The 13,851-nt window shown below is 71.5% G+C and carries 14 protein-coding genes; 9 read left to right on the top strand and 5 right to left on the bottom strand.

What is annotated here, in order from left to right:
• Positions 1-42 precede the first annotated feature (42 nt).
• Complete coding sequence (locus ACFXJ8_RS16360; RefSeq protein WP_379644715.1) at positions 43-1,275, top strand: amidohydrolase family protein; 1,233 nt, start codon at positions 43-45, stop codon at positions 1,273-1,275.
• An 89-nt stretch (positions 1,276-1,364) separates the two neighbouring features.
• Positions 1,365-3,137 carry a 3-oxosteroid 1-dehydrogenase gene (kstD, locus tag ACFXJ8_RS16355; RefSeq protein ID WP_379644714.1) on the top strand — a complete coding sequence of 591 codons (1,773 nt, stop codon included), beginning with the start codon at positions 1,365-1,367 and terminating at the stop codon, positions 3,135-3,137.
• A gap of 11 nt (positions 3,138-3,148) precedes the next feature.
• On the opposite strand, the gene ACFXJ8_RS16350 is transcribed toward kstD, so the two are convergent.
• Positions 3,149-3,646: a DUF1772 domain-containing protein gene (locus ACFXJ8_RS16350; RefSeq protein ID WP_379644713.1), complete on the bottom strand. Its 498-nt coding sequence runs from the start codon at positions 3,644-3,646 to the stop codon at positions 3,149-3,151.
• 86 nt (positions 3,647-3,732) lie between these two features.
• Between ACFXJ8_RS16350 and ACFXJ8_RS16345 the strand changes: the two genes are divergently transcribed.
• Positions 3,733-4,245, top strand: coding sequence for a GNAT family N-acetyltransferase (locus ACFXJ8_RS16345; protein WP_379644712.1), 513 nt, complete (start codon positions 3,733-3,735; stop codon positions 4,243-4,245).
• Here the strand turns inward: ACFXJ8_RS16345 and ACFXJ8_RS16340 are convergent.
• Positions 4,217-5,059, bottom strand: a complete 843-nt coding sequence (locus ACFXJ8_RS16340) for a hypothetical protein (RefSeq protein ID WP_379644711.1) — start codon at positions 5,057-5,059, stop codon at positions 4,217-4,219. The two genes, ACFXJ8_RS16345 and ACFXJ8_RS16340, sit on opposite strands and share 29 nt — an antisense overlap.
• A gap of 141 nt (positions 5,060-5,200) precedes the next feature.
• On the opposite strand from ACFXJ8_RS16340, the gene ACFXJ8_RS16335 reads away from it, so the two are divergent.
• Genes ACFXJ8_RS16335 through ACFXJ8_RS16325 form a run of 3 tightly spaced genes read left to right on the top strand, consistent with a single transcriptional unit; the run spans position 5,201 to position 7,849 of the window.
• Entirely contained in the window at positions 5,201-5,755 is a 555-nt protein-coding gene (locus ACFXJ8_RS16335) for a TetR/AcrR family transcriptional regulator (RefSeq protein ID WP_379644710.1), read from the top strand.
• Between the two features lie 6 nt (positions 5,756-5,761).
• Entirely contained in the window at positions 5,762-6,988 is a 1,227-nt protein-coding gene (locus tag ACFXJ8_RS16330; protein WP_379644709.1) for an FAD-dependent oxidoreductase, read from the top strand.
• A 39-nt stretch (positions 6,989-7,027) separates the two neighbouring features.
• Positions 7,028-7,849 (top strand): hypothetical protein, encoded by an 822-nt coding sequence (locus ACFXJ8_RS16325; RefSeq protein ID WP_379644708.1) that lies wholly within the window; start codon positions 7,028-7,030, stop codon positions 7,847-7,849.
• Positions 7,850-7,895: 46 nt separating this feature from the next.
• Here ACFXJ8_RS16325 and ACFXJ8_RS16320 read toward each other — a convergent pair whose 3' ends face one another.
• Together ACFXJ8_RS16320 and ACFXJ8_RS16315 are read right to left on the bottom strand one after the other, a co-directional pair.
• The gene (locus ACFXJ8_RS16320) at positions 7,896-9,470 is read right to left on the bottom strand and encodes an OmpA family protein (protein ID WP_379644707.1); all 1,575 of its coding nucleotides are present in this window, start codon (positions 9,468-9,470) and stop codon (positions 7,896-7,898) included.
• 31 nt (positions 9,471-9,501) lie between these two features.
• Positions 9,502-9,918 (bottom strand): RidA family protein, encoded by a 417-nt coding sequence (locus tag ACFXJ8_RS16315; RefSeq protein WP_379644706.1) that lies wholly within the window; start codon positions 9,916-9,918, stop codon positions 9,502-9,504.
• A gap of 79 nt (positions 9,919-9,997) precedes the next feature.
• On the opposite strand from ACFXJ8_RS16315, the gene ACFXJ8_RS16310 reads away from it, so the two are divergent.
• Genes ACFXJ8_RS16310 through ACFXJ8_RS16300 form a run of 3 tightly spaced genes read left to right on the top strand, consistent with a single transcriptional unit; the run spans position 9,998 to position 12,289 of the window.
• Positions 9,998-10,435 carry a MarR family winged helix-turn-helix transcriptional regulator gene (locus ACFXJ8_RS16310; protein ID WP_379644705.1) on the top strand — a complete coding sequence of 146 codons (438 nt, stop codon included), beginning with the start codon at positions 9,998-10,000 and terminating at the stop codon, positions 10,433-10,435.
• A gap of 55 nt (positions 10,436-10,490) precedes the next feature.
• Positions 10,491-10,847 (top strand): LytR/AlgR family response regulator transcription factor, encoded by a 357-nt coding sequence (locus ACFXJ8_RS16305; RefSeq protein WP_379644704.1) that lies wholly within the window; start codon positions 10,491-10,493, stop codon positions 10,845-10,847.
• Positions 10,844-12,289 (top strand): sensor histidine kinase, encoded by a 1,446-nt coding sequence (locus ACFXJ8_RS16300; protein ID WP_379644703.1) that lies wholly within the window; start codon positions 10,844-10,846, stop codon positions 12,287-12,289. The genes ACFXJ8_RS16305 and ACFXJ8_RS16300 overlap by 4 nt, the downstream gene beginning before the upstream one ends.
• A 3-nt stretch (positions 12,290-12,292) precedes the next feature.
• Here ACFXJ8_RS16300 and ACFXJ8_RS16295 read toward each other — a convergent pair whose 3' ends face one another.
• On the bottom strand, positions 12,293-13,774 hold the full coding sequence (locus ACFXJ8_RS16295) for a TRAP transporter substrate-binding protein (RefSeq protein ID WP_379644702.1): 1,482 nt from the start codon (positions 13,772-13,774) through the stop codon (positions 12,293-12,295).
• Positions 13,775-13,851: the final 77 nt, after the last annotated feature.

Raw genomic sequence — 13,851 nt, 5'->3', positions numbered from 1 at the left:
AGCGGACCCCACCGACAGTTCAGGGGCCGTAGGGTCGGCAGCGTGGACCTGCTCATCCGCGACGCGACCCTGCGCGGCCGTACAGGCCGGTGGATGCTCGCCGCCGGCAACGGCGTCCTGACCGTGGTGGCCCCCGAGGATCGCGCCGCCCCGAACACGGCGGCCCAGGTGATCGACGCCGAAGGAGGCCTGGTCACCGAGCCGTTCGCCGACGCCCACCTGCACCTGTGCAAGGTTCACACGCTCGACCTGGCGGGCTCGCACGCGCTGGAGGCCTACACCGAGGGCACGATGGGCGCGGCGATGGACGCGATCGAGACCGCCGCCGCCGTCAAGCGCGGCCAGACCGCCGCCGCGGTCGTCGAGCGGGCCAGGCGGGCGCTGACGGAGTCGGTACGGCACGGCGTCCGCGCCGTCCAGGCGTTCGCCGACGTGGATCCGGACGCCGGGCTGACCGGGGTGGAGGCGCTGCTGGCGCTGCGTGAGGAGTTCCGCGACCGCGTCGAGGTGCGCGTCGTCGCCTTCCCGCAGGACGGCCTGCTGCGCCGGGCCGGCACGGAGGAGCTGATCGTCGAGGCGGTACGGCTGGGCGCCGACGTGGTGGGCGGCATCCCGTGGATCGAGTACACCGACGCCGACGCCGCCGAGCACGTGCGCCGCATGGTCGAGCTGGCCCGCCGTACGGGAAGACGGGTGGCCATGCTGGTCGACGACGCGGGAGACCCCGGCCTGCGCACCACGGAGATGCTCGCCTCGGCGCTGCTGGCCACCGGCGTGCGCGGTAGCGCGCAGCATGCCCGCGCGATGGCCCTCTACCCCGAGCCATACCTGCGCAGGCTCATCGGGCTGTGCCGTACGGCGGGGCTGGGGTTCGTCAGCGACCCGCACACCGGGCCGCTGCACCTGCCGGTCTTCGCCCTGGCCGACGCCGGGCTGCCCGTGGCGCTCGGGCAGGATGACATCGAGGACGCCTACTATCCCTTCGGCCGCCACAACCTGCTGGAGGTGGCGTTCCTGGCCGCGCACCTGCTGGACGCGCGCGCCGACGCCGACCTCGACCGGCTGTACGACATGGTGACGGTCGACGCCGCCCGGGTGCTCGGCCGCCCGGTCCACCGGCTGGTCGCGGGCGCTCCGGCCGATCTGGTCGTCCTGGAGGGGCGGACGGTCAGGGAGGCGCTCGCCCGGCACGCCGCGCCGCGGCACGTCGTCGTCGGTGGGCGGGTGGTCGCGAGCACCAGCACACGGACGGAGTTCGCGCCGCCCCGCCGTTGACAGCCTTACCAACCAAGCGCATGCTTCGGTTCGGGCGCCGGGCGCGAGGTGCCTTCACCGGTCAGCCTCATGTCGAGAGGGGATGCGCCATGCCCGCAGACCAGAACTCCCAGCCGACGACACAGCCACGCCACACCAGGCGGCAGCTGTTACGCGGCGCGGCGGGAGCCGTCCTGACCACCGGCGTCCTGGGCGGCACCGCGCACGCGGCCGTCGCGGACTACGACGTCGTCGTGGTCGGCTCGGGCGCGGCGGGCATGACGGCGGCGCTGCGGGCGGCCAGGCGGGGGCTGCGGACCGTGGTGATCGAGAAGGCGCCCACGTTCGGCGGCTCGGCCGCCCGCTCGGGCGCGGGCATCTGGATCCCGAACAACGAGGTCATCCTGGCCGCCGGTGTCCCCGACACGCCCGCCAAGGCCGCCGCCTACCTCGCGGCCGTCGTGGGCGCCGGGGTGCCCGCCGACCGGCAGGCCGCATTCCTGGCCAACGGCCCCGCGATGATCTCCTTCGTCATGCGGCACAGCCCGCTGCGGTTCCGCTGGATGGAGGGCTACTCCGACTACTATCCCGAGCTGGCCGGCGGGATGCCGAACGGCCGCTCCATCGAGCCCGACCAGCTCGACGGCCGGGTCCTCGGCGCCGAGCTCGCCCACCTCAACCCCTCCTACATCCCCACACCCGCCGGCCTGGTCGTCTTCAGCACCGACTACAAGTGGCTCACGCTCGCCGCCGTCAATGCCAAGGGCGCGGCCGTCTCCGCCGCGTGCGTGGCCAGGTACGCCGCCGCCACGCTGCGCGGCGAGATCCCCCTCACGATGGGCCAGGCGCTGGCCGGCGGCCTGCGCGCGGGACTGCAGGCCGCCGGGGTGCCGGTGTGGCTGAACACGCCGCTGCTGGACCTTCACTTCGACGGCGACGGCAGGGCCGTCGGCGTGGTCGTGTCGCGGAACGGCGGGCAGGTGCTGGTCAGGGCGGCCCGCGGGGTCATCGTCGGCTCCGGCGGCTTCGAGCACAACCTGGCCATGCGCACGGAGTTCCAGCGGCAGCCGATCGGCACGGACTGGACGGTCGGCGCGAAGGAGAACACCGGCGACGGCATCAGGGCGGGCCGCCGCGCGGGCGCCGCCCTCGACCTGATGGACGACGCCTGGTGGGGCCCGGCGATCCCGCTGCCCGATGAGCCGTACTTCTGCCTGGCCGAGCGCACGCTGCCGGGCTGCATCCTGGTCAACGGCGACGGCGTGCGCTTCGTCAACGAGGGCGCGCCGTACAGCGACGTCGTGCACGTCATGTACGACCGCAACGCGGGCGGCCCGCACATCCCGTCGTGGCTTGTCGTCGACCAGAACTACCGCAACCGGTACCTGTTCAAGGACCTCGCGCCGACGCTGCCGTTCCCCGACTCCTGGTACGCCGCGGGCGCCGTCCACAAGGCGTGGACGATCGGGGACCTGGCGACGCGGATCGGTGTGCCCTCAGCGGCGCTGCGCCAGACGGTCACCAGGTTCAACGGCTTCGCGCTGACGGGCAGGGACCTGGACTTCCACCGCGGCGACAGCGTCTACGACCACTACTACACCGACCCCGCCGTCAGGCCGAACTCCTGCCTGGCGCCGCTGTGGCTGCCGCCGTACTATGCCATCAAGATCGTCCCGGGTGACCTGGGCACCAAGGGCGGGATGCGCACCGACGCGCGGGCGCGCGTGCTGCGCGCGGACGGATCGGTCATTCCTGGTCTGTACGCCGCGGGCAACGCCAGCGGGGCGGTCATGGGCAACAGCTACGCGGGGGCGGGCTCGACGCTCGGCCCCGCGATGACGTTCGGCTACATCGCCGCCGACGACCTCGCCGACGCGCCGTGACCGGCTGCCTGTCAGGCCGATGAGCGGCCGTGCAGGACGAGCGCCCACACCAGCAGCGCGAAGGCGGGCACGCTGGTGACCACGCGGACCAGGTTGAACGTGGCCCACCTGGCCTCGTCGAACCGCTGACGGACGGCGGCCACGTCGATCTGGCCAGGGTCTCCTGCCGCCTTGATCGCGTCGTTGCGCGGCACGTTGACCGCGATCGTGATGACGACTGTGACGACGTACAGCACCAGCGCCACCACGATCCAGAGGAAGGCCGGCCTGCCGAGGTGCGTGGCCGCGGCGGCGATGGTGAACAGCAGGGCGCCGAGGAAGCCGCCGCCGATGAACCACGGATTGATGATCGCCCTGTCGAGCGCCTGGAACGCGCCGACGAAGGTGCGGTCGTCCGTCCGCCTGAGGCCGGGCATGACGGTGTGCGCGTAGAGGGCGAACGCGCTGGACACCGTCCCCATCGATAACGTCGCGGCGATCAGTGCCAGTGTCCGGAGGACGTCCATCATGCGCTCCCAAACGAGAAGGGGTTTTGCCCGGGATGACGGTATCGCACTGATCTTCGCTTTTGGCGTGTACCGAGTAGCGTTCTCCCATGCCCGAGCTGCAGCGCCTCCGCCTCGACCACGCACCGGCCCTCCACGCCTTCGAGCGGGAGAACCGGGCGTACTTCGCCGCGTCCATCCCCGACCGCGGCGACGACTACTTCGCCGAGTTCGACGCCCGGCACACCGCCCTGCTCGCCGAGCAGGCCGCGGGGCTGCACCACTTCCACCTCCTGGTGGACGGCGACGGCACGGTGCTGGGCCGCGTCAACCTGATCGACGTGGCGGACGGCTCGGCCGAACTCGGCTACCGCATCGCCGAGAGCGCGGCCGGACGGGGGCTGGCCACGTCCGCCGTCAACCGGGTGTGCGCCCTGGCAGCCACCGACTACGGCCTGACCGGGCTGCGAGCCATGACGACGCTGGACAACACCGCGTCACGAGCCGTGCTGGCCCGCACCGGATTCGTCGCTACTGGCGAGACCATGCTGGACGGCCGCCCGGGGCTGGAGTACACGAGGGAGCTGGCGAGCCTCAGTGCCCGTTCGGAAGAGCGTCGATGAGCCTCATCGGCGACTCGTCGGAGAGTTCGAGCTCGGGAAGGTCCCCACGCTCGATGACCAGGTCAGCGGGCGGCGGCTCGACGGTCACCCTCGCACCCCATCCGGTGAAACGCGCCTCGGTGCTGAGGCCCAGCCTGAAGTCGCGGGTGATCCGAGTAGAGAACCTGGTGGTCAGACGGGCGACCCTGCCCTTGGCGTCGAACCAGAGCGCCCAGGAGACCTTCTCGCCGCGTCCTCCCGACCGACTACCGAAGATCTTGGAGGAGTCGATGGTGCCCTTGGCGGAGTGAGGGCCGGTGGAGGAGGCTGTGGCGAGCAGCGCCCGCAGTGTGCCGGGGCGGAAGAGGTCGACCATGAGATCCGCGGGAGTGGGCTGGTACCCGCGGTCACGCACCCACTTCTTGTCCAGCGGCAGGCTGCCGATCAGCGCGCCGCCCGAGGTGTAGCTCACGCCCTTGGCCTTGATGAGCAACGTGGGGAAGCGCAGTTCCGGGTCATGGGGGTCGATGGCGAGCGGCGAGTAGACCGTGGTCGAGTCGTCGGTGTCGACCTGCCCGCCCTTGCGGAAGCCGACGACGCGGCTGGTCCGGAAGGTCGCGAACTGCTTGCCGTCGGACAGCATCCGCGTGACCACGGAGACATTGACGCCCCTGCCGGGCACAACCTGCGCACGGAGGGCCTTGACCGGGTCGAACTTCTTGACCGGGGTCTTGACCGCGGCGGGCTTCTTGGCCGGGTCAGGGGCGGCGGCCTGGGCCGGTAGCGGGGCGAGCACGACGAGGCCCGCGGCGAGACCGGCGATGATCCTTCGCATTCGGGTTCCTTCAACATCCGGAGGGTGAAGGCGCATCCTGCCAAACGAAGATCACAGCGCCGTCTCAACTACCGCAACCGTTGCGCTCGCCGTTCCGACTGATCTACTCTTTGAGTAAACGTTTATTCAACGAACAGGCGGATGATGAGGACGCGAAGGGAACAGGCCGAGTGGCGGCGCGAGCAACTGCTCGACGCGGCGTTGAAGGTGTTCGCGAGCCGGGGAGTGGACGGCGCATCGGTCAAGGACGTCGCCGAGGCGGCAGGCGTGACACCGGGCTTGCTGTACCGCTACTTCGACAGCAAGGAGGCCCTGGTCGGGACGCTGCTGGCCGAACGAGGTTTCCTCCCGCGACTGCGCGAGCTGCTGACGGCCGACCATGGTGGGCGACCCGCGGTCGAGGTGCTGACCGAGCTGCTGTCCGCCTTCGACGGACTGCTCGCCGACAACGCCGACCTCGTGGCGATCTTCTTCAGCGCCACCCAGGCGCGCGCGACGCTGGCGGAGCTGGTGAGCGAGGGGCAGCGACTGATCGGTGACTTCCTGGCCGCGCGGGTCGCAGCCGGCGAACTCCGTCCGCACGATACGGCGACGGCGGCGAAAACTCTGTTCGCCGCCGTGGCCGTCAGCCGAAGAACCGGATCCCCTCTCGACGTCGCGCGCCTCGTCGAACTGCTCTTCCCCCACGAAAGGTGAGACACCATGCGTACCGAGACCGCCAGATGCTGTGTCGTCGGCGGAGGGCCGGCGGGGATGATGACCGGGCTGCTGCTGGCCCGCCAGGGTGTCGACGTGATCGTGCTGGAGAAGCACGCCGACTTCCTCAGGGATTTCAGGGGCGACACCGTCCACCCCTCGACGCTGGAGCTGATCGCCGAACTGGGGTGGATCGAGGAGTTCCTGCGCCTGCCGCACACCAAGATGCCCGACGTCACCGTGAACCTCGGCGGCAAGGCCGTCACGTTCGCCGACTTCAGCCGGCTGAAGGTGCGTTGCCCTTACATCGCCTTCATGCCGCAATGGGACGTGCTCGATTTCCTGGCCGGCAAGGCCGCGGCCTTCCCCTCCTTCCGGCTGCTGCGCAGCACCGAGGCGACGGAGCTGGTCAGGAAGGACGGGCGGGTCGTCGGTGTGCTGGCGACAACAGCCGAGGGGCCGGTCGAGGTGCGCGCCGACGTGGTGATCGCGGCAGACGGACGCCACTCCACGATCCGCGCGCGGGCGGGTATGGAACCCGTGGCGGGTTCGCCTCCCATGGACGTCCTCTGGTTCCACCTCCCCCGTCGCGAAGGCGATCAGGTGCCCTTCTTCCAGGGCGGCAAGGGCGCGCTGGTCTCCATCGACAGGGGCGAGTTCTGGCAGCTCGCCTACACGATCCCGGCGGGCGCGTTCGAGCAGCTCAAGGCGGACGGCCTGGCTGCGTTCAGGGAACGCGTCGCCGGTCTGGCGCCCGCCCTGCGCGACCGCGTCGAGCGGATCGACGGCTGGGACCAGGTGCATCAGCTGACGGTGCGGGTCGATCGGCTACGGCAGTGGCACCGGCCGGGGCTGCTGTGCATCGGCGATGCCGCCCACGCGATGTCACCGGCGGGCGGCGTGGGCATCAACCTGGCGGTGCAGGACGCGGTGGCCACCGCGAACCTGCTCGGTCCCGCGCTGGTACGGCCGGGCGTCCCCGGTGAGGCCGACCTCGCTCGCGTGCAGTCGCGCAGGCAGCGGGCCGCGCAGGTCACCCAGGCCTTCCAGCTCGGCATCCTGCGCGACCTGTATCCCAGGAAGCTGACAGACGACACGACCGGGCACGTGCCGCCGATCTTCACCGCGTTCAGGGCCCTGCCGCCGTTGCGTCATGTGATGGGGCGCTTCATCGGCCTGGGGGTACGGCCCGAGCACATCGCAGTCCCCGCGGGGCGTCGCGTTCGGTTGTGATCAATCAAACACCGGTGAACGTGGCTAGGATCCCCTGTCATGTTGCCAAGATCAGCAAAGGTCGCCGCCGTCGCCGCCCTGCTCGCCGCCTCCGCCGTACCGGCGAGCCTGTTCGCCCCGAGCGCGCAGGCGGGCGTCACGTTCTCGGCGTATCACGGCGTGACGTCCGACCAGCATTCCCGCCTCTTCCACGAGCTGCGCGCGAAGGGCTACCGGCCGATCACGGTGAACGTCTCGCAGGGCCCGCGATACGCCGGCGTCTGGGTGAAGGGCGCTTCCCGGCCGTGGGTGCTCCTGCGGGGCATGTCGGACTCCGTCTTCCAGGACCGGTTCGACGAGTACCTCGAGAAGGGTTACCAGCCCGTCTCCGTCTCGGCCACCGGCACGGCGGGTGACGACGCGGTCTTCGCCGTCATCTGGGAGAAGCGTTCCGAGCGCTTCCTGTCCAGGAAGGGGATGACGGGCGAGCAGTTCGAGGCCGCCAACCGGACCGCGGCGGCCCAGGGCCTCGTCCCGGTCTCGATCGACGTGTACGGCACCGCCGACGACCCGCGATACGTGGCCGTCTGGCGGCAGGGCACGGGCAGCTGGTACTACACCTACGGCAAGTCCGTCGCCGGGCAGGAGAAGGAGTTCGCCGCACGCACCGCCAAGGGCTACCGCCCGACGCTGACGGCGGTGGGTCCCGACGGCACGTACACGGCGGTCTGGCGCAAGGACGGCGGCGGCGCGTGGATGCACTACATCGACATGTCGAGCGCGGAGTACCAGCAGCGGTTCGACGCGTTCAAGGCCAAGGGCCTGTACCCCGTCCAGGTCAACACCGAGGCTGGCCGGTACGCGGCGGTCTGGGAGTCCTGAGCGTGAGCCCGGGGGTACGGCACGGCATGCCGTACCCCCGACGCGGTTACTGGACGGGCACCTGGAGGTCGCGGAAGGTGGCGATCTTGACCTTGAGGCTCTGGGCGTCGTCGGGTAGCGCGAACAGGCCCCAGAACTCGCGCGTCTGGCCTGGCGGGAAGTTCCCGGTGCTCAGGCGGACGCCGGAGAGCCCGGTGCAGGCGCAGTAGGCGTCCACGCCGTTGTCGGTGACGACCTGGAGGCGGCCGGCGAGGTACTGGCGGCGGGCCGCGATGTCGGTCAGGCGGACGTTGGTGGCGGATATGTACTTGTACGAATTCCGGTCATCCCGGTTCAGTTCGTGGAACCACGCCTCGGCCGAGCCCTTGTTGGTGATCGTGTAGGTGAGCACGCCCATGCCGCCGGGCAGCCGCCGCAGGCCGGTGATCTCCAGGGCGAACGGCTGGCCGTCGGCCTTGGCGGTGGCCGTCAGGTCGTCGGCGCCGGGGGCGAGGGTCTGGACGACATCGTTGGCCGGGTCGGGGGACGCGGCGGGCTTGGGCTTGGCGAAGGTGACCGTGACGCGGCGGTTGCGGCGCTTGCCCTCGTCGGTGTCGTTGCCGTACAGCGGGCGGCGTGAGCCGTACCCCTTGGCCTGGAATCCGACCCCGTCCCTGGTGAGCACCGCCGACAGGGCGCGCTGTACGGCCTGGGCGCGGCGCAGCGACAGCGGGTCGTTGATGGCGTCGTTGCCGGAGGAGTCGGCGTGGCCCTCGACCTTCACCGCGGTGGCGGGTGAGGCGTCGATGAGCTTGGCCGTCCGGGCCAGGACCGCCTTGGCCCTGGGGGTGAGGGTCGCCTTGTCCACCGCGAACAGCACGTCGGAGGAGAGGTTGACCTGCAGGTCCTTGCCGTCGTCGGCGGTTTCCTCGGACTTGTCGAGGGATTCGGAGGGCAGCAGGATGCTGCGGGTGATGGGGGTGACGGGCTCGGCGTCGGGGTCGGGGAAGTCGCCGGTGGGCGGGTCGTCGCTGATGGGGACGTTCGGCATCGGCGGGCCCACGGGAGTGACGACCGTGGTGTTGGCGGGGTTGCCCGACGGGGCGGGCATGACCCCGTAGACAGTGATCGACTCGCCGGGTTTGATGAAGTAGGGAAGATCGTCACGATCCTGGTCGCTGCACAGGCAGGGGAAGTCGGCGGGCTTGTACGGCAGGATCCAGGTGTGGGCCTGCGCGTCGAGGACGCCGATGCCGGAGGCCCAGTCCATCTTTCCGAGCTCGCGGGTGGGGTCGCCCATGTCGGCGGCCCAGGAAATATCCTTTTCGGTGCCGGTGTTGGACAGGCGGATCTGGACGACCAGGTGCTTGCCCTTGACGCGGTTGAGGCCGACCACCTCGACCTTGAGGTTCACGTCTTCGGTGCCGCGGGTTTCGGCCAGGGCCTCGCGCGTGTCCTGGCTGGTCGCCGTAGGCGTGGCGGTCGGTTCTTCGGAGGCGGGGGCGCTGGTGGCCGGGGCGCTGGAAGGCGGGTCGCTGGGTTTCTCGGCGCTCGGTGGGGCGGCCTGCTTTAACGGCAGCACTCCACACCCGCTCGCCGCGAGCGTGAGTGCGGCGGTCAGGGCCACAATCCGGGGAGACATGGCGGAGATTGTGCCATGTCCGAAACCCTCCTCAGTCACGAACATCGCCGATCACGGCGACGGCCTCGACCTCGACGAGCTGGTCGTTGTACCCGAGCACCGCCACGCCGAGCAACGTGCTGGGCACGTCGTGCGCGCCCATGTACTCCCGGTAGACCTTCCAGGCCGTGCCCAGGTCGGCCTGCCGGGACGAGGCCACGTACACGGTGGTCTTGACGACGTCGGTCAGCGACGCGCCCGCCCCTTCCAGCGCCGTCACGAGGTTGCGCATCACCTGATGGGCCTGGCCGGCGTAGTCGCCGACCGCGACCGTCTCGCCGTTGAGGTCAAGAGGACAGGCCCCTGCCACCCAGATGGACCGCACGGGCGCGTCGACGACCGCGGCGTAGGCGTAGTCCACCTGCTGCGTGAGCTGCTCGTTGCGGATCAGTCTGACGCCTGCCGTCATGGCGTGCTCCTTCACTTTCATACGAGGCTGCATATAATCGACATATGCTTATCATCTGTCTACGAGCACCGTAGACCACGTGCCAGATCGTCGCGACCTCGCCGAGATGCTGCAACCCCTGCTCCGGTCGCTCATCGCCGCGGAGCTGCCGGTGCTGGCGGCGCACGGGATCTCCATGTGGGGCTACGCCGTGCTCGCCGCGCTGGACGACACCTCGGTGCGCACCCAGGCCGCGCTCGCCGAGGCGATCGGCGCCGACAAGACCCGCATCATCAGCACGCTCGACCGGCTCCAGGAGGCAGGGCTGATCTCCCGCACGCCTGACCCTCGCGACCGCCGCGCCCGCCTGCTCGCCGCCACCGAGGAAGGCAGCAGGATCCACCGATCCGTGCGGGCCGACATCCAGGCCAACGAGGACCGCCTGCTCGCGCGGCTGCCCTCGGCCGATCGTCAGGCGTTCCTGCGCGCCGTACGCACGCTGTCGGCGCTGTCCCGCGAGGACGTCATCGGGTCCTGACGCCGGTGAGGCCAGCACGGATGACCGGCGGCGGCCGCCGTGTCACGATCGGCCCGTGACCTGGAGTGTGCTGATCGTCGACGACCATGACGGTTTCCGCTCCTCCGCGCGCGCCCTCCTGGAGGCCGACGGCTTCCACGTCGTCGGCGAGGCCGCGACCGGCGCGCAGGCGGTCGACCGGGCCGCCAGGCTCGCCCCCGACCTGGTCCTGCTCGACATCCAGCTGCCCGACGTCGACGGCTTCGCGGTCGCGACCGCCCTGGCCCGCGGTCCCCGGCCGCCGCTGGTCGTCCTCGTCTCGGCCCGTGACGCCGCCATGTACGGCCCGCGCCTGGCGCACGCTCGTTTCCTGGCCAAGCACAACCTGTCCGGCCCCGCGCTGCGCGCCCTCCTCGGCCCGGGTGACCCATGACGCCCACGCGTGCGGCCTGGTTCGCTCCGGCCCTGGTGGCCGGACTCGCCTCGGAGTGGGTGGCCTTCGGATGGGACCGGCCCGACAGGTGGATCCCGGACCTGCTGGTGGGGCTGGTGCTGGTCGCCTCGGGGCTGTATGCGGGTAAGGGCGCGGGCATCCTGCTGGTCGCCGCCGGCGCGGCCTGGTTCGCGGGAAACCTCGACCCCGCCCTCTGGTACGCGCACCGGGGCTTCGTCATCCATCTCCTGCTGACCTACCCGGCCGCCCGCCCCACGCGCCGCGTCGCGTGGATCGCCGTCGGCGTCGGCTATCTGACCGCGGCGGTTCAGCCCCTGTGGAGCAGCGAGCCCGTGGCCGTCGGCCTGGCCACCGCCCTGGCGGTCGCCGTCCACCTCACCGGGACCGGCAGGCGTCGCCGTGTCGCCACGCAGGCCGCGCTGGCGTTCGCCCTGGTGCTGTGCGGCGGCGCGCTGGCCCGGACGTTCTTCCCGGGCGGCGCGGCCGTCGTCCCCGCCGTCCTCACCTACCAGGCCGTTCTGTGCGGCCTCGCGATCGCCCTCGCCAGGGACCTGCGCCGCCGCCCCGGCGACGAGGTCACCGACCTCCTGGTCGACCTGACCGAAACGGCTCCCGTCCGCGACGCGCTGGCCGGTGCGCTCGGCGACCCGACCCTGCGCATCGGCTATCACCTGGACGGCGGTTACGTCGACGAGTCCGGCCACCCCCTCAGCCTCACCCGCGACGGCACGACCTTCGTCGAGCTGGACGGCCGCCCCTTCGCCGTCATCCTGCATGACCCGGCCGTCCTGGCCGACCCCGCTCTGGTCCATGCCGTGGCCGCCGCGACCCGGCTGACCGCCGCCAACGCCGCCCTCCAGAGCGAGATCCGGGCCCAGGTCGCCGAGCTGAGCGCCTCCCGTCGCCGCCTCCTGGTCGCGGCCGACGACGAACGCCGCCGCCTGGAGGAACGCCTCCACGACGGCCCGGTCCGCCGCCTGCGGGCCCTGCACGCCGTCCATCCCGATCTGCCGCATCTGCGCCAGACCATCGACGAACTCCACGGCCTGGCCCGCGGGCTGCATCCTCGCGACCTCGCCGACGGCCTGCCCGCGGCCCTGCCCGTCCTTGCCGGGCTCTCCCCCGTCCCGGTACGGCTCAGCGTCACCGAGACCCGTTTCCCCGCCGAGATCGAGGCCGCCGTGTACTACGTCTGCGCCGAGGCGCTGGCCAACGTCGCCAAACACGCTCACGCCACCGAAGCGACCGTCCGCGTCGAGAGCCGCCACGCCCTCCTCCACGTCGAGATCACCGACGACGGCGTCGGCGGCGTCGGTGCCCTGCGCAGCCTCACCGACCGGGTGGAGACCTTCGGCGGCCGGCTCATCGTGGACTCCCCACCCGGCCACGGCACCCGGTTGAACGCCGAGTTCTCCCTGTGACGGCTACCCGATCCGCGTCCACGGCTTCGCGCCGAACAGCGCCGTCATCAGCCTCTCCTCGCCCGGCTGACCGGCGACCAGGTCGACGAATCTGAGCTGGTCGCCGTCAACGGTCCAGGCAGCGCTGAAGAGGTCTCCGCCCATGGTTCCGCAGAGCACCTCCCTGAAGGAGAGCGTGATCGTGCCGTCCTTCACCGCGTAAGGGCCGTAGCAGTCTGTGTCGGCGGGCGTTCCGCCCACGTTGTGCCGCCAGGTGCCGTCGCGAAAGGTGAGCGTGGAGATCCCGGCGTTGTCGCGGGCCCAGTCCTGCCGTACCCCGCGCTCGATCAGGAACGCCAGCGGGATCTCGGCCCGGTAGATCCCCTCGGGGAACCGCGGGCTCGCGGCGGCGGTGGAAGGCACCGGATCCGCCGTGGGCCGCGCCGCGCAGGGGGTGAGCGCGGGCGGCGGTGGGGTCTGCCGCTTCAGCGTCCTGATCCGCTCGATCATCGCCTTGGTCGGCGGGTCCCGCTCCAGGCTCGCGTACACCGGCCGGGCGGCCTCGTCCAGCGCTCGAAGGTCGGCGGCACTGGCGAGCACCACGCTCCCGCCGGCCCCGCAGTACGCGAGCGCGCCGTCGCCCTCGGCGACCCGGTGCCTGATCGCCCATGCCACGGTCCGCTCCGCAGCCGTGTCGAGCGCGGCCCGCTGCCGGTCGGACAGCCCGGCCAGCACCGACGACCGGATGACCAGCGAGTTGACCTTCGGGAAGAAGGTGACGTTGCCGACGCCGACCGCCTTGGCCGGCAGGTCGTCCGCCCACACGAACGACGACTCAGCGCCGGAGACCGTCCCTGCGGCCAGCGCCCGGCCGAACCGGTCACCGGGAAGGTCGTCCGGCTCGCCGCCAAGCGCCCGGAACAGCGCGTAGGCGGTCTCGGAGCGGGGAGCGCGGAACGTCCGGCCCGCGAAGTCGCCCGGCGAGGTGAGCGCCCGCCCGAACCCGAAGGGGTGGCGCAGGTTCTCCGGCACCAGCGCCAGGCCCGTGAGCCCCTTGCCCGCCAGGCCACCGAGCAGCTCCTCTGCCAGGTCGGCGTCGGACACCACCCGGTCGACCAGCGCGTCGGAGGTGACGAGGAACGGCGCGTGCAGGGCCGACATGGTGGACACGCCCTCGGTGTCCCACGTCCGCGCGGGCACCAGCGCCAGGTCCAGCCGTCCGCCGACGACCATGCGCGCGACGGCCTGGTCCCAGTCGTCGCGTCCCTTCCCCGCCGCCTGCCATCTCGGTTCGACGACCACCTCGCCACCGGACTCCGCCCGCACCTGACGGGCGAACTCCTCGACGGCGGCGGCGCCCGGCCTGCCGGGGCTGTCGTCGGTCCCGATCGTCAGCGTCACGGCGGCCGTTCCGGCCTTGCCGCCTCCGCCCGCCGTACCAGTGCAGGCCGCCACGAGCCCGGCCGCCAGCGCCAGCACCACGACGGGCCGTCCCGTGGACACCATGCCTCGATGGTAGGGACCGGACGCCCGCGTGGCACTGGGGCGAGCACGGAAGTCTGCGCGGGCCGCGTATGTGACAA

The sequence above is a fragment of the Nonomuraea sp. NPDC059194 genome (genome assembly GCF_042754765.1).
Classification (GTDB): Bacteria; Actinomycetota; Actinomycetes; order Streptosporangiales; family Streptosporangiaceae; genus Nonomuraea.
The sequence above is the reverse complement of the archived record's forward strand: the minus strand, read 5'-3'. Positions and strand labels throughout refer to the sequence as shown.